The organism is Asaia siamensis, from assembly GCF_014635085.1.
GTDB classification, from domain to species: Bacteria; Pseudomonadota; Alphaproteobacteria; order Acetobacterales; family Acetobacteraceae; genus Asaia; species Asaia siamensis.
The window spans coordinates 496,713-514,714 of sequence record NZ_BMCH01000002.1; the positions used below are offsets into that span (position 1 = coordinate 496,713).

The following is an 18,002-nucleotide window of genomic DNA, read 5'->3' on the forward strand; positions in this document are numbered from 1 at the left end:
ACATCCACGCCCGCCTCTGGCGCCTGTCCGCACCTGTGATAGAACGACTTCGGTTTCTTCAAGAGGAAGTCTCACGCGTGGTTTTAAAGACCTGCCTTCGCCCCAGAGCGCGAGGCTTTTTCCTGTCGGTTCTTCTGGCAGCCGCTTCCGCCGGGGGAGCGCTTTCTGCCGCCCATGCCGAGACGGTCTCTTTCGAGCGACTGACATGGACCGAGATCCAGGCGCGTCTGCAGGGCGGTACCGACACGATCATCGTGCCCGTGGGAGGGACCGAGCAGAGCGGCCCCTATATCGCGGTGGGCAAGCATAATGTGAGGGCACAGAGCCAGGCAGAGCGTATTGCCGAAAGACTGGGCCATACGCTTGTGGCGCCCGTCATTGCCTATGTCCCTGAAGGCAGTACCATCCCACGCAGCTCTCATATGCGCTTTCCCGGCACGATCTCGATTCCGCCCGCCGTCTTTGAGGGCGTGATCGAGGGCGCCGGGGAGAGCTTTCATGTCCAGGGCTTTCGTCGCGTTGTTTTCATCGCCGATCACGGCGGATATTTGTCCTATCTCAAGGCCGCGGTAGAAAAGCTGAACAATAAGTGGCACGGTCAGGGAGAGGCCCTCTATCTGGCGGCGTATTACGACAGTATTGGCGGCGCTTATGCTGATGTCCTGCGTCAGAAAGGCTTTGGCGCAGCGCTCGGCAAACATGCCGATCTGAGTGATACGGCGTTGATGCTGGCGATCGACCCGACGATGGTGCGGCAGGACGCCCTGAAAAAGGCGCCCCTGCCGGGAACCGCCTTGGGTGTCTATGGAGGAGACCCGCGCCCCGCCACGGCGGCGCTGGGGCAGATCGGAACAGAGATTCAGGTTCAGGCAGCGCTCAGTGCCCTTGGCAAGGCCCGCTGAGATCAGTCGTTTTCAAGGAGCATCTATGAAGTTCTCACATCACGCGTTCATCGTATCGCTGTTTGGCGTGGCGCTTGGCGCGGCCCCGGCGACATGGGCGCAGGACGCTGCGCCGAATACTGTTCCGGCGGCCTCTGCGAAACCGGCTGACACGTCAGCTCCTGCAGCCCCGGCCCAACCCGCTGTGCAGACACCGGCTCAGCCCGCAGCTACAGCCGCGCCGACGGCCCAGACGACGCCCGGCGCCGTGCAGACCATTCCCGGCATGCCGCCCGTGATCGACCCGAAGAACATCTATAGCGAGACGGTCGCCGGCAAGATCTCGCCCGCGATCAAGGACGATCTGGCGCGCGTCTATGTGCCCAATCTGCGCGGCAACAGCGTTTCGGTCATCGATCCGGCGACGTTCAAGGTGGTGGACACGTTCAAGGTCGGCCGTAGCCCGCAGCATGTGGTGCCGAGCTGGGATCTGCGCACGCTCTGGGTCACGAATAATGCCGAAGGCAGCAATGATGGCAGCCTGACGCCCATCGACCCGCGCACGGGCAAGCCCGGCACGGCCATCACGGTGGATGACCCCTACAACATGTATTTCACGCCCGATGGCAAATACGCCATCGTGGTGGCCGAAGCGCATGAGCGTCTCGATTTCCGTGATCCGCACACCATGGCGCTGATCGGCTCTGTCGAAGCCCCGCAATGCAAGGGCATCAACCACGCCGATTTCTCCATCGACGGGCGCTATGCGATTTTCACCTGCGAGTTCGGGGGCTATCTGGCCAAGATCGATACGGTCAATCGCAGCCTGATCGGCTATCTGAAGCTGTCCAAGGGCGGTATGCCGCAGGATATCCTGACAGCGCCTGACGGCCATAAATTCTACATTGCCGACATGCATGCCGATGGCGTTTTTGTGGTCGATGGCGACAGTTTCAAGGAAACCGGCTTCATCCCGACCGGCCCTGGCACGCATGGTGAATATCCGAGCCGCGACGGCAAGTTCATGTATGTGGCCAATCGTGGCTCACACAAGATCCATGGCCCGCGTCACAGCCCCGGCAGCATTTCGGTGATCGATTTCGCGACGGATAAGGTGGTCAAGACCTGGCCGATCCCCGGTGGCGGCAGCCCCGACATGGGCAATGTCAGTGCCGATGGCAAGCTGCTCTGGCTCTCGGGCCGTTTCGATGACGTGGCTTATGCCATCAATACCGATACCGGCGAGATGAAGAAGATCCCTGTCGGCGCCGAGCCGCATGGTCTGACCGTCTGGCCGCAGCCGGGTCGCTACAGCATCGGCCATACCGGTATCCTGCGCTAAGCCGGGTCCGGTCAGTATCCAGTCATCCCGGCCTGCAGGCTGGGGTGGCTGACAGTCAGCAGGCGCATCGCCCCAAAACGCCTCCTTCCACAATGACATGATGGCGCGATCCGGCAGCACGGTGATGTGACTGGACGCTTCAGGACGATGCGCTCCTGCTGAACGTTAACAGGAAAACGTTCATTCTCAGGAGCCCGATCCCATGCTGATTTCCGCCCCGACGGATTTTCGCAAGGCCGCTCGCCGCAAGCTGCCGCCTTTCCTTTTCCATTACATCGATGGCGGGGCCTATGCGGAATATACGATGCGCCGCAATCGGGCCGATCTGTCGCATGTTGCGCTGAGACAGCGCGTCCTGCGCAATGTGTCGGGTCTGGATACCTCGACCACGCTTCTGGGGCAGAAGCTGAGCCTTCCTGCGGCTCTCGCACCTGTGGGCCTGACCGGCATGTATGCACGGCGTGGCGAAGTGCAGGCAGCCCGTGCGGCAGCCCGCAAGGGCATTCCCTTTACCCTTTCCACTGTCTCGGTCTGCCCGATCGAAGAGGTGCAGAGCCAGAGCCCGGCACCCATCTGGTTTCAGCTCTATGTGCTGAAAGACCGGGGTTTCATGCGCAACGTGCTTGAGCGCGCGCGTGATGCCGGGGTGACGACGCTCGTCTTCACGGTAGACATGCCGACGCCCGGTGCACGCTATCGCGACGTTCACTCCGGCATGTCAGGCCCCTATGCTGCCGCACGGCGCATTGCCCAGGCTGTGCTGCATCCCGAATGGGCCTGGGATGTGGGGCTGAATGGCAAGCCGCATGATCTGGGCAATATCTCGACCTATCGCGGTCATCCGACAGGTCTGGAGGATTATATCGGCTGGCTGGCCCAGAATTTCGATCCGTCGATCAGCTGGAAGGATCTGGAATGGATCCGCACCTTCTGGAAAGGCCCGATGATCATCAAGGGTATTCTCGACCCTGAAGACGCCCGTGATGCGCAGCGCTTTGGCGCCGATGGCATCGTGGTGTCCAATCATGGTGGCAGACAGCTCGATGGTGTGCTGTCGAGCTGTCGCGCTCTGCCGCCAATCGCAGACGCAGTGAAGGGGGAGATGGCCATTCTGGCCGATTCCGGTGTGCGGTCCGGTCTGGATATCGCCCGCATGGTGGCGCTTGGCGCCGATGCCGTGCTTCTGGGGCGGGCATATATCTACGCGCTGGCTGCAGGCGGGCAGAGCGGGGTCGAGAAGCTGCTCGATCTGATGGAGCGGGAATTGCGCGTGGCCATGACCCTGACCGGGGCGCGGTCGATTGCCGAGATCACATCGGACAGTCTCGTCAGGGCCATGGGCTGATCTGCCTTCACGCCCCGGTCTCACATGAGTGCCGGGGGAGTGAAGGGTGGGACCGGGGCGACGCTTCTCAGAGCGGCATCTGGAACTGGACCCAGTAACGGTCGCCGCGCGTGCTGTTCTGCACGCCCATCTCGTGCTGCCATTTGAAAGCAACCGCGTAGGGTGGTTTGAAAAACCAGATGAGTTGCGGGCCAAGTCCATATTTGGCCAGTCGGTTGCCATCGCCGACACGCCGTCCTTTCTGCACGTCATTGGTAAATTGCGACGTCACAAAGCCGTTCAGTCCGAGGCGAAGCTGGGGTAGGGCGGGGGTGAGCATGTAATTTGCGCCGAAATCGATATTGATCACATTGCCTGATTTGTAATCGGTAGCCCCGTTTTTGGTGTTTATCTGCAATTCGCCTTCCGCTGAGACATCGAAGCGTTTTGTAGGCATCCAAGTCAAAGCGGCCTCCTGATTGAAGCCGAAGACATGAGTCGACTCACTGACGACATCGGTCTTGCTGAAGGAGCCGATGGGCAGAAATGCCCCTTCACCGAGATAGATATGCAGCTTGGGCGTGTGCCATGAGAGATAGAGTGGCGCGAGATAGAGCCAGTTGGCGCCAAAAGCCGTGCCGCCCTGTCCCCCCGCGCGCAGCGTCAGGCTGTTGATCGCCAGAATGGCGCTGCTCGAGATCGTGGCGCCCAGAAACTCGCCGTGCCAGCTATGGAACAGCCGGGCAGCATTGGCGATGGCGGTTGCCCTGAAGCCCGGCACTGCAGACTTCCGGCTTGTGCTCGAATAGGCGCCGTTAGGATTGACCACAAAGTAATCCTGCCACAGCGTCTGGCCGGGCGCTGGTGTCAGGGCTGGATAGATTGTCTGCACGCCCGAGGCCCAGTTGGTCTGGCCGCCTTCTGTTGCGGCGGCTTGCGTCACGATGCCTGGACAGAAGGTGCCAATGGAGAGCACCCCTGTGGCAAGCATCCCGATGGAGAATGTCCTTCTGGAAAGTGCCTTGAGGCAGAGCGTGAGGGCCACGCCGGTTTTCAGGATCTGTTTCATCTCACCCCCGCTTGAAATCGAGCGGGAATGTCAGCATGCAGGGCGCAGGCAACTCTTGTCTGCAGGAGAGCTTTCTTTTGTCCGAAGGCTTCGGATTGTTCTAAAGCGGAACAATAACGATACCGCAACATTTTGCGCCGTGCTAACCGGTGGGTTACGCGGTCGGATGACAGCATTGACGGAGGCAGAATGACATGCCGCTGGTATTGCAGAGCTATGATATTGCCGGTCTGCCGCCTCGGGCGGGAGTCGAGTTCTGGCACGATATCGTCTGTCGATCTTTTGTGCCGCTTGAATGCAAGCCGGAGCAGGCCGGGTTTCAGGGGGCCGTCACCCGTCTGGCGCTCGATAATTGCAGTGTCTCGACCGTGCGTTCCAGCGCGCAGTCGGTATCGCGCACTCGCCGCCTGATCAGCGCATCAGAGGAGACCTATTATCTGCTGAGCCTCGGCGTCAGTGGCAGGGCGCAGGTATTGCAGGATGGCCGTGAGGCCATCGTCCTGCCGGGCACATTTGCGCTTTATCATACGAACCGCCCCTATACGCTGCGTTTCGACCGGGATTTCGAGCAGATCGTCTTCATGCTTCCCACCGATGCCCTGAATGCGCGCTTCGGTCATGCTGAGTATCTCACCGCGACCCTGATCGACGATTCCAATCCGCTTGTAGATCTGACCCGTCATTTCCTGACGGGGTTGATGGCCACGACGCGGCCCATGCCTGACATGCTCATGTCCAGGCTCACCGCCCAGGCCGCCGAACTGGTGGCGACCATGCTGATCGCCTCGGGTAATCGCTCAGGGGCGCCGACATCGCATCGCATGGCCATGGGGCTGCAGATACGCAATGCCATCGAGATGCGCCTGCGCGACCCGGATCTCGGGCGCAGGATGCTCGCTGAACAGTTTCGTATTTCCACGCGCTATCTCGATGATCTCTTTACCGATGAGGGCATGGGGGTTGCGGAATATATAATGAAGCGTCGCCTCGAATGGGCGCGGGATGCGCTCTCTGACCCGAGCCGTGACCGTTACCAGATCGGCGAGATCGCGCGCATGAGCGGTTTTGTCAGCCAGGCCCATTTCAGTCGGGTCTTTTCTGCGGCTCATGGCTGTGCGCCGCGTGACTATCGCAACAACCGCCAGAACAGGCTCGCCTTGCTCGTCTGAGGGCTCTGCGAGGGCGAAAAGAGGCAGGCATGTTTTGCTTCCCTCCCAGACAAGACAGAAATTCGTTCCGACCTAAGATCGATTTTGTTCCGGGCATTTCCCGCCCGATCAGATATCAACGGACGGAGCAGGAAAGTGAGTCTCAAGCACCCCCGATACAAGGTCGCTGTCGTGCAGGCAGCCCCTGTCTTTCTTGATCTCGATGCCACCATCGACAAGACGATCGCCCTGATCAAGGAAGCCGCCGCCTCCGGCGCCGCATTGATCGCTTTTCCCGAAACCTTCATTCCCGGCTATCCGTGGCATATCTGGCTCGACAGCCCGGCCTGGTCGATCGGCAAGGGTTTCACCAGCCGTTATTTCGACAATTCGCTCGCTTATGACAGTCCCGAGGCCGACCGCCTGCGCAAGGCCGTCAGAGACGCAGGCATCACGGCTGTGCTGGGGCTGTCGGAGCGTTTTGAAGGCTCGCTCTATATCGCCCAGTGGGTTCTCGGCCCCGATGGCGAGACCATTGCCACCCGTCGCAAGCTGCGCGTGACCCATGTAGAGCGCACTGTCTATGGCGAGGGGGATGGCAGCGATCTGGCGGTGCATGATGTGCCGGGCCTTGGCCGGGTCGGCGCGCTCTGTTGCTGGGAGCATATCCAGCCTCTGACGAAATACGCGATGTATGCCCAGAACGAGCAGGTACATGTCGGCGCCTGGCCGAGCTTCTCGCTGTACGAGCCTTTCGCCCATGCGCTGAGCGCCGAGGTCAATACGGCAGCGTCGCGGGTGTACGCGGTCGAGGGCGGATGCTTCGTGCTGGCGCCATGCGCCATCGTCTCCGAAGCCATGCTCGACGAGCTGTGCGACACGCCAAACAAGCGTGAGCTGCTGCGTGCAGGTGGCGCTGCGGCGCGCATTTTCGGCCCGGATGGGCGCGAACTGGCGACACCACTCGCAGCGGATGAAGAGGGGCTGCTCTACGCCGAGATCGATCTTGCGGCCATTCCGATTGCCAAGGCTTCGGCCGATCCGGTCGGGCATTATTCGCGCCCCGATGTCACCCGTCTTCTGTTCAATCCGACTAGGGCGCGGCGCGTGGAATATGTGCGACCGGCCGAGCCTGAGCCGGTGGAAAGCGCCTCTTTCTCGTTTCCGCTCTCTGGCGAGGTCTAATCCTATGGAAAGCGCCATTGCTCCTCATCTCCGCTGCCCGCGAAGCCGGGAACGGCGAAGCGCCGATGACTTTCAGCCGCCGTTTCCTGCCTGGACTGCGCGCGGCAATACAGGGTCTTCCCAGCTCGTCATGGGATATTTCGGGGTGCAATGGCGTGGGGATGCCGAAGGAGAAAAGGCAAAGGCGCTGTTGTCTGAACTCGTCAGGCAACTAGGCACGGGTGTAGCGGCCCGGAATGTCGAGCGCGCCGTGTTCGTCGATGGCGCTGGCTGTGACAATGAGGTGGCCATCGGCTACTGGCCGGATGAGGCCGCCTATCAGAGCTGGTGGCAGCAGCATGAGGCCTGGTGGGCCGATCCGGCACGGGAGAATGAGGGTGTCGGACTGTATCGCGAGATCTTCCTGCCACGAACGACCCATCTCGAAACGCTTTCCAGCGCCTCTGACCGGCTGGAAGGCGTCGGCATCATGCTGGGAGAGAGAAGTGCTGAGCCGATACAGGAACATGGCTACTGGGGTGGGATGCGCGATCGTCTGCCCGCCAGTCAGACAGAGGCGCTTGCCTCGTCAGGTGCGCGAAAGATCGGGTCAGAGACACCTCGACGGCGGTTTGTGATCAGTCATGAAGGGGTGGCCCTGATCCGGTCGGGTCAGGACTGGTCCGATGTCACAGGGGAAGAACTGGCTCTTTATCGGGACCGCATCGAACCGACGCTGCGTGCCGGCATGGATTTCCTGCGGGATGAGGGGCTGGCGATTGGCTGTCACTTCAATCGCTACATGCAGGTCAGCACTGCCAATGGTGGCAAGCCCTGTCGCAGCTTCGGCATGAGCGCCTGGCGCGATCTGGCCGCCATGGAGAACTGGGCCGAGCATCATCCGACCCACAAGGCCATTTTCGGCGATTTTCTTCAGGTGGTGCAGGCCTTGCAGGGGCGGCTCGATCTGCGCCTTTTTCATGAGGTCGCCGTGTTGCAGGCCGACGCCCAGATCCTCGAGTATATTAGCTGCCATGATCAGACCGGCATGCTGAACGGCGCGGTCTGACCAGAGGGACGAGAAGGGGAGCCGCGTGCTCCCTCGCATTATTTCAGGCGGAACCCGAGTGCCCTGAGCGAGGCGAGCATGGTGTCGCGCCCATGCAGCCCTGCCTTGGTGGCGATGCGTCTGACCATGGTCTCTGACCAGCGGCGGGGCGGCAGTCCCTGCTCTTTCTGGAACGCGTCATCAAGCGCGTCATAAGTGGCAATGCATTCAGCCTCTGTGCTGGCATCATAATGCTCACGATGCAGGACAGCCTGCTGGGGCAGGCGAGGCTTGATGCTCGCTGGCTTTTCCGGGTCAGGATAACCGACGCAGAGCCCGAACAGACCGACACAGCCTTCAGGCAAGGTCAGCTTCTCGGCAATCTCCTCCGGATGATTGCGCAGGCCACCAATATAGACGGTGCCAAGCCCTGCGGCTTCAAGCGCGCTGACAGCATTCTGGGCCGCGAGGGCGGTGTCGATCGTGGCGATCAGGAAGGATTCTGCATAGTCGAGCGCTTCATGGGTTTCGCCAGCGCGTATTGCCAGTCGCTGCAGACGCGAGAGATCGGCAACCCAGACGAGAAAGACCGGTGCTGTCGCTATATGCTCCTGATTGCCGCAAAGGGCGGCAAAACGCGCACGGCGCACCGGGTCTTCAACGGCAATGACACTCCAGCATTGCAGATTGCTCGAGCTTGCGGCCGACTGGGCTGCTGCGATGGCGGCCTCGATCGTACCTTCGGGAAGCGTATCGGGCAGATAGGCCCTGACCGAGCGATGGGCGAGAAGGGCGTCGAAAACGGCGCTCTGGCTGACCGGGTTGGAGGTCAGCGCTTCGGCCAGAGCCTCAGGCAGGAGCGTGCGATAGCGCTGCTGCCAGAGGGAAGAGAGGCGATCTGTCATGGCTGGGCTCCGCATGAGGGGGCCTGCCGTAAACCGGGCGGTTCAGTCCTTGCCATTGGGCTGGACTGTCAACCGCCCTGTGGGGCGCAGGCCTCAGGCCGGGTAGGTTAGAAGCGAATGCAGTGGCACGTCCAGCTTGTCGCGGCCACCGAGACCGTCGAGTTCGACCAGCACCGACGTGCCCACAACTTCGGCGCCGACATTCTGCAGCAGCTTGATCGAGGCGGCGAGCGTGCCGCCTGTTGCCAGCAGATCATCGAGCACGACCACGCGCTGGCCGGGCTTGATGGCATCGGCCTGGATATGCAGCTCGTCATGGCCATATTCGAGGCCGTATTTCAGCGAGATGGTCTTGCCAGGCAGCTTGCCGGGCTTGCGCAGCATGATGAAGCCGCAGCCGAGACGCATCGCGACGGGAGCGGCTGTCAGGAAGCCGCGGCTTTCGATTCCGGCCAGCAGATCGGGCTGCCAGGGCGCAATGGCGCGGGTGAGGCGTGCGGTGGCAATCTGCCAGGCATCGGCGTTACGGATCAGGGTCGAAATGTCATAGAACAGGATGCCCGGCTTGGGGAAATCCGGGATCTCGCGAATGTATTTCTTGAGATCGAGCTCGGGCTGGTCACCATGCGGAGTGTTCTGGGTCATGTTCCTGCTTCTCTTCCCTGCTGCATAACATCGTCAAAAGGCGCGGCATCTAGCCGCGTCATGCCTCAAATGTAAATGTCAGGCGCTCTTACTAATGTCAGCGCGCCGATTCACGCGCTTTTTCGACAGCCTCGATCAGCGCTGCACGGCGAAACGGCTTGGGCAGAATCACGGCACCCGGCACCAGATCGTCGCGCGACGAGGCGTCTTCGAAATCGCCCGAGATCAGAATGACCGGCAGACCGGGCTGGGTCTCGCGCAGTTTGCGCGCAAGGGCGTCACCATTGAGCGCGCCCGGCAGATTGAGATCGGAAATGATCAGGGACGGGGCGCGGGCTGCTGCAAGAGAAAGTGCCTCGTCAGCCGAGATGGCCCGGTCGATCGTCTGTCCGGCAGAGGAAAGGATCGCCTCGACAATAAGGGCGATTGAATCGTCATCCTCTACCAGCAGGACAGGCGAATCGGTCATAAATGGCTCTCCGGAAAGGCTGATCACTCAGCCGAAACTACAGGGTGGTGGGCATGCGGGCGCATTACGGCAAATACGCCCATCATGAGGGCCGCAAACAGCATGAGTGCTGCCATGGGCATGGGGGTATCAGCCGGAAGAACACCGATTGCCGTGCTCGCAAGAGATCCTAGTGCATATTGCATGGTTCCCGCGAATGCAGATGCGCTTCCTGCATATTGCGACTGATTGCTCAGCGCGCCAACCATGGCATTGGGACCGATAATGCCGGTCATGCCAAGAGTAATCATCATGCATCCGACGATCGGGAGCAGCATGACCGGGCGGATATGATGCGTCGGGCCGGGATATTGTTCGGCCACCATCACGACGACCAGAAGAGCGATGGCACCCAGCACCGAAAACGCGATCCCCCAGCCGAGCATGGCAGACGAACTGACGCGCCCGACAAGTGCGCCATTGATCTGCGACGAGCCGATCATGCACACGGCGAACAGTCCGAACAGCATGCCGTAATGGGCCGGTGTGAAACCGAAGATGTGCTCGAAAACCGTTGGCGCCGCGGTCAGATAGGTGAACGAGAGAAAGCCGCAGAAACCCCAAACCAGAGCGTTGGTGATAAAGCTTCGCTCACGGGCGATGAAGAGATAGCGATGCAGCAGCGAAAGCGGGCGCAGCTCGCGACGGCTTTCGCGTGGCAGGGTCTCGGGAAAGGCGCGCAGCAGCAGAAGCACGCAAAGCGCGCCATAAACCGCCGACACCCAGAAGATCGCCCGCCAGCTGATATAGTCGAGGGCTATCCCGCCCAGCATGGGGGCGAGAATGGGCACGATCCCCTGGATAAGGATCAGTTTCGACATCAGCTTCGCGGCGTCATTCCCTGTCGAGAGATCGCGCACGCAGGCACTCGGGATGACGATGCTGGCCGAAGCGGCGACGGCTGCGATCAGTCTGAACAGACACATCTCGGTCATGGTCGTCGCCATGGCGCAACCGACACTGCCCAATGTGTAAATACTCATCCCGACAAGCATGGGAATGCGTCGCCCGAAACGGTCGGCCAGTGGGCCCATGGTGATCTGTCCGATCGCCAGCCCGACCATCCAGGCTGACAGCGTCATGCCCGCGCTGCCTGCCGGAGAATGCAGCGATTTCTCGAGCGCCGGGAAGGCGGGCAGATAGATATCTGTCGAGACCGGGCCAACCGCAGTCAGAAATCCCAGAAGGAGGGGAAGCCAGCCTGGCATGGCGACAGGCACTGCGTCGGTCTGATGCCCGGTGGCTGAATTGTCAGAAAAAGAGATCCCGTCGGGAGAGGCCATGAGGCGCTCCTGCTGGATGAAGGGCTACGAAAAAATAGACGAAGGCCCCATATCGGTCGGGGCGCGCGCTCTTCAAGCGCATCAGGAACAAGGCAGTTTTCAGGCCAGTCTCTGGCAATGAGGTGTCAGATATCGCAGAGCGGGCGTTTTTCAATCTCTTTTTTGTTATCGCCCCGACTTTTAATCTGTCCGTCCCGAAGAGCGCTACTGTATCATCCTTCTTGTCCGGTCACGTTGCGCTCTGCCAGAGCCGCCAGTTCGCCCCCCTCACGCCGGCCTCTGGCGAGAAGCACCCAGGCGAGAAGGGATGATCCGGCGAAAAGCAGGATTCCCAGTCCGATCTGAACGCCCTGCCCAAGCTGAGCCCCGGCGCCGATCAGCACGAAGACAAGATTCTGGGGAATGGCGCCGATGAAACTCGCCCAAGCAAAGGCACCAAGCGGCACGCCATAGAGTCCGGCCGCCGCCGTGACCATCAGGGCCGAACCGACCGGCATGAGCCGTAGCGTCAGCACAGCCTGAAAAGGCGCTTTTTCCAGAACATGGCCTACCAGACGCAATCTGCCCCTGAAGCGCTCCTGCCAGCGCTGGCGCTGTGCGGGGCTGGCCAGTCGGCGCATCCACAGAAATCCGAGCACCGTACCACCCAGCGTCGCGGCCGAGGCCAGGCCAAAGCCGGACAATGTTCCGAACATCAGTCCGGCCGCGAGGCAGAGCGCCTGACGGGGCAGACCGAAAAGGCTGTAGGGAATGCCGATGGCAAGGAAGATCAGCGGGGCGAGGGGCTGGTTTTTCCAGCTTTCAATGGTGCCCAGCAGGGCGCGGGTTACAGGAAAGGCACGCACGAGCAGAAGCAGCCCGATGATGATCAGGATCGTCAGTGCCGGCTTCCATAGGCCCTTGGGCAAGGAACGTCTTGTCGGGGGAGGAGGCGTCAGGGGATGGGCTCCAATCTGTGCACAGACCGCGCTCAGAGCATTATCCGGCAAAGTATCGTCTGATCTTGTGGCAGAAGCATGTCAGCCAAAAGGGCCGCAGCCATCCTGATCCATTCGACCAGTCTGAATACCAAAGCCTCTAGCAGCCGTCATCTGCTTTAGGAAGCGCCAGATGATGCAGATGGGTAACAGTGGGTGACGATTCAGTCACTTCCGCTTAATTGTCACAGAGGTTTCGTTGCTGTCTCTTAACGTAACTGGTAGCCGGGAAGTAGGTTTCTGTTTGATATCGTAACGAATGCGACCAGATCGAATAGTGCCACCTGTTTTGTCCAGTGCCGAGGGAAACGCCACTCTATGTCGTCCAGTTTCACGCATCGCTGTCTTAAGATGCTGCTTGCAGGCACCGCCCTTGCTGGCAGCGTTCAGGTATCGACCGCCGCGCCGACACGCCACAAGCATCATGCGTCCACACATCGGACGGCATCGCCTGCCACTACGCCGGTCGCCGCTACCGCTGCCCCCGTCGCAATGACGGCGCCGCGCCCGACGCCTGCCCCTGTCATGGCGCGCTCGCAGCCCGAAGAAATCGCCGTGACTGGCCGCAGCAGCCGTACCCGCCAGCCGGGTGGTGGCCTGATGCGCGTCGAGACGGCTCCCAAGGCTGTCCAGACCATCACGCATGACTTCATTGCCAAGCTGGCACCGAGCGTGAACCTGCAGCAGGTCATCGCCATGCTGCCTTCTGCCAACGTTACACAGGCCGATCCTTTCGGTCTCTACACGGGTCAGACGAATATCCGTGGCTTTGACGGCACTGAAGTGGGCTGGCTGCTCGATGGCGCGCCGCTCAACGATATCGGTGGCGGTCAGTTCTACGCCAACGAAGTGCTGGAATCCGAAAACCTCGACAACGTTTCGGTGCAGCCGGGCTCGGTCAATATCGATACGCCGGTCACCAGCGCTTCGGCTGGCATGACCTCGATGACCATGAGCAACCCGTCGCATCATGCCGGGGGCATCATGGATGTGTCCTTCGGTTCATTCGACACGTTCCGCCAGTTCATTCGTCTTAATTCGGGCGATATCGGCAATAGCGGCGTGCGTGCCATGTTTGCCTTCAGCCATACCAAGGGTAACACTTGGCGTGGCCCTGGTCAGGCTGAGAAGTACCACTACGATTTCAAGCTGGTGAAGGATTTCCGCAATGGAAGCCACACCGGTCTGACAGTGGCCTATAACGATCAGACGAATGATTTCTATCTGGCTCCGAATCTCAGCCAGTGGCGCACAACGGGCTATTCGACCAATTATGCGACCGATTATGTGGGTCCTACATCGGCTGGAGCAAATTACTACAAGCTGCACGTCAACCCGTTCGAAAACGTGGTGGCGGTTCTGCCGACTCATCTTGTCATCACGCCCAAGCTGACGCTCGAAGATTCACTCTATTTCTGGCATGGCATCGGCAACGGAACCGGCGCATCGGTTATCAATGCTTCGACCTATATGGGCAATCAGGCAGTCAAGCTTGACCTGGGCGGCGCCAAGAGCGTTCTGGCTCTTGCTCCGTCAAACCAGGAGCAGTTCCGTACCGGCAACACGATCGCGCTGCATTACAAGCCGGACAATCATCACGATCTGACGCTTGGCTGGTGGTATGAATATGCCAATCTCTACCAGTATTCGCCCTATGGCATTGTCAATCAGGCAACGGGTGAGGCGAACAATATCTGGGGGACGACCAACACCATCCAGACGACCTCGGGTCAGCCGTTCCGTGCGCGTGACTTCCTGTCACTCACGCAGGTCAATACGATCTTCATCGGCGATACGATGAAGTATTTCAATGATCGCCTGAATATCCTGGTTGGCTTCAAGGAAGCCATGGTGACGCGTCGGATGTATAACTACACGCCCGGCACGCAGTATAACCGCAATCTACACACACCCGAGCCGCTGCCGCAGATCGGTATTTTGTGGAATTTCAACAAGCATCATCAGATCTATGTGTCGGGTAGCACCAACTTCAAGGCGCCATCCAATACGTCTCTGGTGGACTATTATGGCACATCAGGTGTGCAGACCCAGAAGGGTGGTGCGTCCAAGCCTGAATATACAATTCAGGAAGAGCTGGGCTATCGCTATAACGGCGAGCTGATTGTGGGCTCTATCTCGTTCTTCAACTACAACCTGACGAACCGCCAGCAGACCCTCAATTATTATGACGGGAACGCAGGCGCGAGCTACAGCCAGACGGTCAACGCAGGTGGCCAGACCACACGCGGCGTCGATATCCAGCTTTCAACGCGCGCCTGGCATCACCTGCGCCCCTATGCGACGTTTGAATATCTGCACTCGACCATCGACAACAATATCCGTGTCGGTACGGATCTGCTGCCGACAGCGGGCAAGATTGCCGTTCGTGCGCCTTCCAAGCAGGCTAAGCTTGGGCTTGACTACGATCTGGGCGGGTTCTGGATTTCGGGTCAGATCATGTATGTCGGCAAGCAATATGCCAGCTTCATGAATGACAGCTCCATTCCGCAATATGTCACCAACCAGGTCGGCATCGGCTATCGCTTCAAGAATGCAGGCTTCATGAAGTCGCCGCAGATCCAGCTGAACATGACGAACCTGACCGGTGCCAAGTTCCGCAGCGGTGTCTATGGCTTCACTACCAACCTGAATGCGACCAAGGGCGTGAATGGCACCATGATCGCAGCGGGCAACCAGCCGACCTACTACCTCAACCCGCCCTTCTCGGCGATGGTCACCCTTTCCACCGGATTCTGATCATTCAGTCAGAGGTGCCACCGTCCAGCCAAAATGGCTGGCGGTCGGTTGCGGGGTGATCTCGCATTGCAGGCCTCTGCGGCCTGCATTCACAAAGATCGTTTCCTGTTCGAACGCGTGCTGGTCCAGAAGGATCGGCACGCGTTTTTTTTGTCCGAACGGGCTGATACCGCCCGTCTTGTAGGCTGTGAGGCGTTCCGCATCGGGCGGTGCCATCATGGCGGCCGATTTGCCACCAAGGGCGGCGGCAACGGCCTTGAGATGCAGCTTGTGATCAGACCTGATGATCGCGCAGGCGGGTTTGTCCTTGTCCACCCAGACCATCAGCGTCTTGAAAACACGCTCTGGCGAGACGCCGAGCGACTCTGCTGCCTGTAATCCCTTGCGGCCTGCCTCAGGGTCATACTCATGGGTGTGCAGGGTATAGGCGATTCCTTCTTTCTCCAGCAGAACGAGGGCAGGGGTCTGGCCAGAGGCGGGCTTCATCGGTGCTTCTCCTGATGGGTCTTTTCAGGGCTCCATCAGAAAACCGGCCTGCGCCTCTGTCAAATCAGGCTCAGCCCTGTTCGACTTCGACGGGCTGGGGCAGGGGCCTGCGGCGCAGGAAGGCAAGCACATTGCCAAGCAGGATCAGCACCAGTCCGGCCAGCATGGGCGCCGACCAGTGAACCTGCTCAAAAAAGGCAGACATGCCGAGCGCGATGACGGGAGAAAGAATGGTGGCATAGGCCGCCCGATCTGCGCCGATCCGTCGCACCAGTTCAAGATAGAACAGAAATCCGGCTACCGAACCGAACACTGCCAGATAGAGCAGCCCGCCAACCCAGCTGGCCGTCAGCGGAAAGCTGTAGCTGTGGCCCAGAAGCGGGATGATGACGGCCAGAAGCGTTGCGCCGCAAACCATGCCCCAGAACACGGTATTGGTCAGGCTGAGCGCAAACCCGGCCAGATGCCGCGAGAGCATGTTGCCGCAAGAGAAAAGGAACGTCCCCAGCAGCGCAAATCCCATCCCTGCCAGCATGAGATGCCAGTTTTCATGCGCCATATCGCCCGCCAGAAGCAGGGCGACGCCACAAACACCGAGAATGCCGCCCGCCAGCACGCGCAGATCGGGCTTCTTGCGAAAAAACAGCCAAAGGTTGAGCGTGTTGAGCAGGGTCGCCATGCTGAATACCACCGATACGGTGCCGCTCGGCAGATAGAGCTCCGAACTATAGATTCCCAGAAAATTGCAGGAGAAGAGACAGACGCCCAGACCGGCGATCCATGGCCATGCTGCCTTGGGCGGCGTGCGCAGCTTGCGGGTCACAGCAAGCCCGCTGCCTATCAGCGCTGCGGAAAGGACGAAGCGCCAGAAAATGGCCACATCGGCTGTCGTGCCGCCAATCTGCAGATGAATGGCAAACCAGGTCAGCCCCCATAGAACGACAACAGTAAAAAACAGGAAGGGAGCCATCAGCGCGCTTTCTCAGATAAGAGGTCGGGGGCAACCCACCCTATGGGATAGAAGCGACTGGAAAAAGACCGCTGCGGTGCAGAAAGCATCGACGTCATGCGACTTTCTGCGGAATGAGGCGTTCAAGCACCTTCCCTGCCTGAGGCAGACCCACAAGGGAGAGCCTTTCGGAGGCAGACTCCCGAGAGGCAGGACCCAGCGAGAAGGAACAGCGTCATGAGCTCATTCACGGATAAGGTCAGCGGCACCGTCAAGCAGGTGGTCGGCTCGATCAAGGAAGAAACCGGCAAGCTGACCCATAACGAGAAGCTGGAGGCCGAAGGCGCTGCCCAGAATCTCGAAGGCAAGGCCGAGAAGACAAAGGGCGATGTAAAGAGCGCCGTCAATGACGGTATCGACAGCGTCAAGGACGGCTTCAACAAGCTCTGATCCGTTTTCCAAAAGCCGCCTCGCATGATTATGCGAGGCGGCTTTTGCTTTTCTGGCGTCAGATCAAAACGACCAGCGCAGAAAGCGCGAGTAGCGCCGCCATGATGCGGTTGACCAGCACCAGATGTTGAGGGCTGAGAGCCGGGCGATACAGGCAAATGCCGAGAGCCGCCCAGCCAAGTTGAGATAGCAAGCCGATTGCCAGTTTGAGACCTGTTATCGCAATGAAGGCCAATGGCCAGTGCGGGCCTTCAGGCAGATAGACGGTGCCGGTGGTCAGCGCCATCACCCAGGCTTTCGGATTCGACCAGCAGAGCAGCAACGTGGTGCTCCAATGCGGCAGGTCATTCGCCTTCATGGCATCGGGAAGTGCCCGCGCGATCGTCCAGGCCAGATAAAGCATCCAGCCACTCCCCAGAATGCCTAGAATCCGTGCCAGGCCGGGATTGCGATGCAGAACTGCACCCCCACCCATGGTCGCCAGTATCAGCATCAACCCGAAAGCCAAGGTGATGGCCAGAATGCAGGGGAGGGTACGCCTCAGCCCCGAGCGTGCGGCCACATTCATGATCAACAGATTATTCGGCCCAGGACTTGCTGAACTCGTCAGGGCAAAGATCAGGAATGAGACGAGGGCCGGAGAAGAAAGGCCAAGGGAAAGCGTCGTAGGGGAAAGCGCTTGCATCGAACGGGAACCTTTTGAAGGCCACCCGGCGAGACCAGAAAACCCCGCCGTTGCGGCGGGGGTGAAAACAGGGCCTGGCAGAAACTCTACCCGCGCACTGATCCGTCCCTGCCCATGCAGGTAAGGGATACGACGACGAGGATGCGATGCTGGGCCATGGAAAAGCGAGCTTATGCGCCCGGGGGACAGACGCAAGAGGCCCTTCGTTCCCTGTTTTGTGAGTTTTTTTGGAATTAATTTGGGTTTGTTGGCTTGGGTATGGGGTTGGGAATCGGGTGTATTCTATGTGTGGCGGGGTTTTTGGGGGATTTGAGGAAGTGTTTGACAACCCCCCCTGGTTTCCGTAAAAGCCCGTTCACCGCAGCGGAACACGCCGCGGTG

The 18,002-nt window shown here is 59.9% G+C and carries 17 protein-coding genes; 8 read left to right on the top strand and 9 right to left on the bottom strand.

The window, feature by feature from the left end; all coding sequences use genetic code 11:
- The first annotated feature begins 77 nt into the window (after positions 1-77).
- The 3 genes from IEV53_RS05745 to lldD all read left to right on the top strand — a co-directional run bounded on the left by IEV53_RS05745 (position 78) and on the right by lldD (position 3,568).
- Positions 78-902, top strand: coding sequence for a creatininase family protein (locus IEV53_RS05745; RefSeq protein WP_371869838.1), 825 nt, complete (start codon positions 78-80; stop codon positions 900-902).
- A 25-nt stretch (positions 903-927) separates the two neighbouring features.
- Positions 928-2,223 carry a YncE family protein gene (locus IEV53_RS05750; RefSeq protein ID WP_188425808.1) on the top strand — a complete coding sequence of 432 codons (1,296 nt, stop codon included), beginning with the start codon at positions 928-930 and terminating at the stop codon, positions 2,221-2,223.
- 202 nt (positions 2,224-2,425) lie between these two features.
- Positions 2,426-3,568 (top strand): FMN-dependent L-lactate dehydrogenase LldD, encoded by a 1,143-nt coding sequence (gene lldD / locus IEV53_RS05755; RefSeq protein WP_188425809.1) that lies wholly within the window; start codon positions 2,426-2,428, stop codon positions 3,566-3,568.
- A gap of 67 nt (positions 3,569-3,635) precedes the next feature.
- Here the strand turns inward: lldD and IEV53_RS05760 are convergent, their stop codons facing one another.
- On the bottom strand, positions 3,636-4,616 hold the full coding sequence (locus IEV53_RS05760; RefSeq protein WP_229719655.1) for a SphA family protein: 981 nt from the start codon (positions 4,614-4,616) through the stop codon (positions 3,636-3,638).
- 194 nt (positions 4,617-4,810) lie between these two features.
- Here IEV53_RS05760 and IEV53_RS05765 point away from each other — a divergent pair, with 194 nt between their 5' ends.
- The 3 genes from IEV53_RS05765 to IEV53_RS05775 all read left to right on the top strand — a co-directional run bounded on the left by IEV53_RS05765 (position 4,811) and on the right by IEV53_RS05775 (position 7,997).
- Positions 4,811-5,785, top strand: coding sequence for an AraC-like ligand-binding domain-containing protein (locus IEV53_RS05765; RefSeq protein WP_188425810.1), 975 nt, complete (start codon positions 4,811-4,813; stop codon positions 5,783-5,785).
- Between the two features lie 135 nt (positions 5,786-5,920).
- Positions 5,921-6,949 carry a carbon-nitrogen hydrolase family protein gene (locus IEV53_RS05770; RefSeq protein ID WP_188425811.1) on the top strand — a complete coding sequence of 343 codons (1,029 nt, stop codon included), beginning with the start codon at positions 5,921-5,923 and terminating at the stop codon, positions 6,947-6,949.
- A gap of 130 nt (positions 6,950-7,079) precedes the next feature.
- Positions 7,080-7,997, top strand: coding sequence for a phenylacetaldoxime dehydratase family protein (locus IEV53_RS05775; RefSeq protein ID WP_264784182.1), 918 nt, complete (start codon positions 7,080-7,082; stop codon positions 7,995-7,997).
- A gap of 38 nt (positions 7,998-8,035) precedes the next feature.
- On the opposite strand, the gene IEV53_RS05780 is transcribed toward IEV53_RS05775, so the two are convergent.
- The 5 genes from IEV53_RS05780 to IEV53_RS05800 all read right to left on the bottom strand — a co-directional run bounded on the left by IEV53_RS05780 (position 8,036) and on the right by IEV53_RS05800 (position 12,225).
- Positions 8,036-8,881, bottom strand: coding sequence for an NADPH-dependent oxidoreductase (locus IEV53_RS05780; protein ID WP_188425813.1), 846 nt, complete (start codon positions 8,879-8,881; stop codon positions 8,036-8,038).
- 93 nt (positions 8,882-8,974) lie between these two features.
- Positions 8,975-9,526, bottom strand: coding sequence for an adenine phosphoribosyltransferase (locus IEV53_RS05785; RefSeq protein WP_188425814.1), 552 nt, complete (start codon positions 9,524-9,526; stop codon positions 8,975-8,977).
- 97 nt (positions 9,527-9,623) lie between these two features.
- Positions 9,624-9,995 (bottom strand): response regulator, encoded by a 372-nt coding sequence (locus IEV53_RS05790; RefSeq protein WP_188425815.1) that lies wholly within the window; start codon positions 9,993-9,995, stop codon positions 9,624-9,626.
- Positions 9,996-10,018: 23 nt separating this feature from the next.
- Complete coding sequence (locus tag IEV53_RS05795; RefSeq protein ID WP_306414288.1) at positions 10,019-11,317, bottom strand: multidrug effflux MFS transporter; 1,299 nt, start codon at positions 11,315-11,317, stop codon at positions 10,019-10,021.
- 212 nt (positions 11,318-11,529) lie between these two features.
- Positions 11,530-12,225: a TVP38/TMEM64 family protein gene (locus tag IEV53_RS05800; protein WP_188425816.1), complete on the bottom strand. Its 696-nt coding sequence runs from the start codon at positions 12,223-12,225 to the stop codon at positions 11,530-11,532.
- Positions 12,226-12,612: 387 nt separating this feature from the next.
- Between IEV53_RS05800 and IEV53_RS05805 the strand changes: the two genes are divergently transcribed.
- A complete protein-coding gene (locus IEV53_RS05805; protein ID WP_188425817.1) occupies positions 12,613-15,051 on the top strand; it encodes a TonB-dependent receptor in 2,439 nt (812 codons plus the stop codon).
- Here IEV53_RS05805 and ybaK read toward each other — a convergent pair whose 3' ends face one another.
- Entirely contained in the window at positions 15,052-15,537 is a 486-nt protein-coding gene (ybaK, locus tag IEV53_RS05810) for a Cys-tRNA(Pro) deacylase (protein WP_188425818.1), read from the bottom strand.
- Positions 15,538-15,607: 70 nt separating this feature from the next.
- Positions 15,608-16,507, bottom strand: coding sequence for a DMT family transporter (locus IEV53_RS05815; RefSeq protein ID WP_188425819.1), 900 nt, complete (start codon positions 16,505-16,507; stop codon positions 15,608-15,610).
- A 216-nt stretch (positions 16,508-16,723) separates the two neighbouring features.
- Between IEV53_RS05815 and IEV53_RS05820 the strand changes: the two genes are divergently transcribed.
- Positions 16,724-16,936: a CsbD family protein gene (locus IEV53_RS05820; protein WP_188425820.1), complete on the top strand. Its 213-nt coding sequence runs from the start codon at positions 16,724-16,726 to the stop codon at positions 16,934-16,936.
- 58 nt (positions 16,937-16,994) lie between these two features.
- On the opposite strand, the gene IEV53_RS05825 is transcribed toward IEV53_RS05820, so the two are convergent.
- Positions 16,995-17,621: a LysE family translocator gene (locus tag IEV53_RS05825; RefSeq protein WP_188425821.1), complete on the bottom strand. Its 627-nt coding sequence runs from the start codon at positions 17,619-17,621 to the stop codon at positions 16,995-16,997.
- Positions 17,622-18,002: the final 381 nt, after the last annotated feature.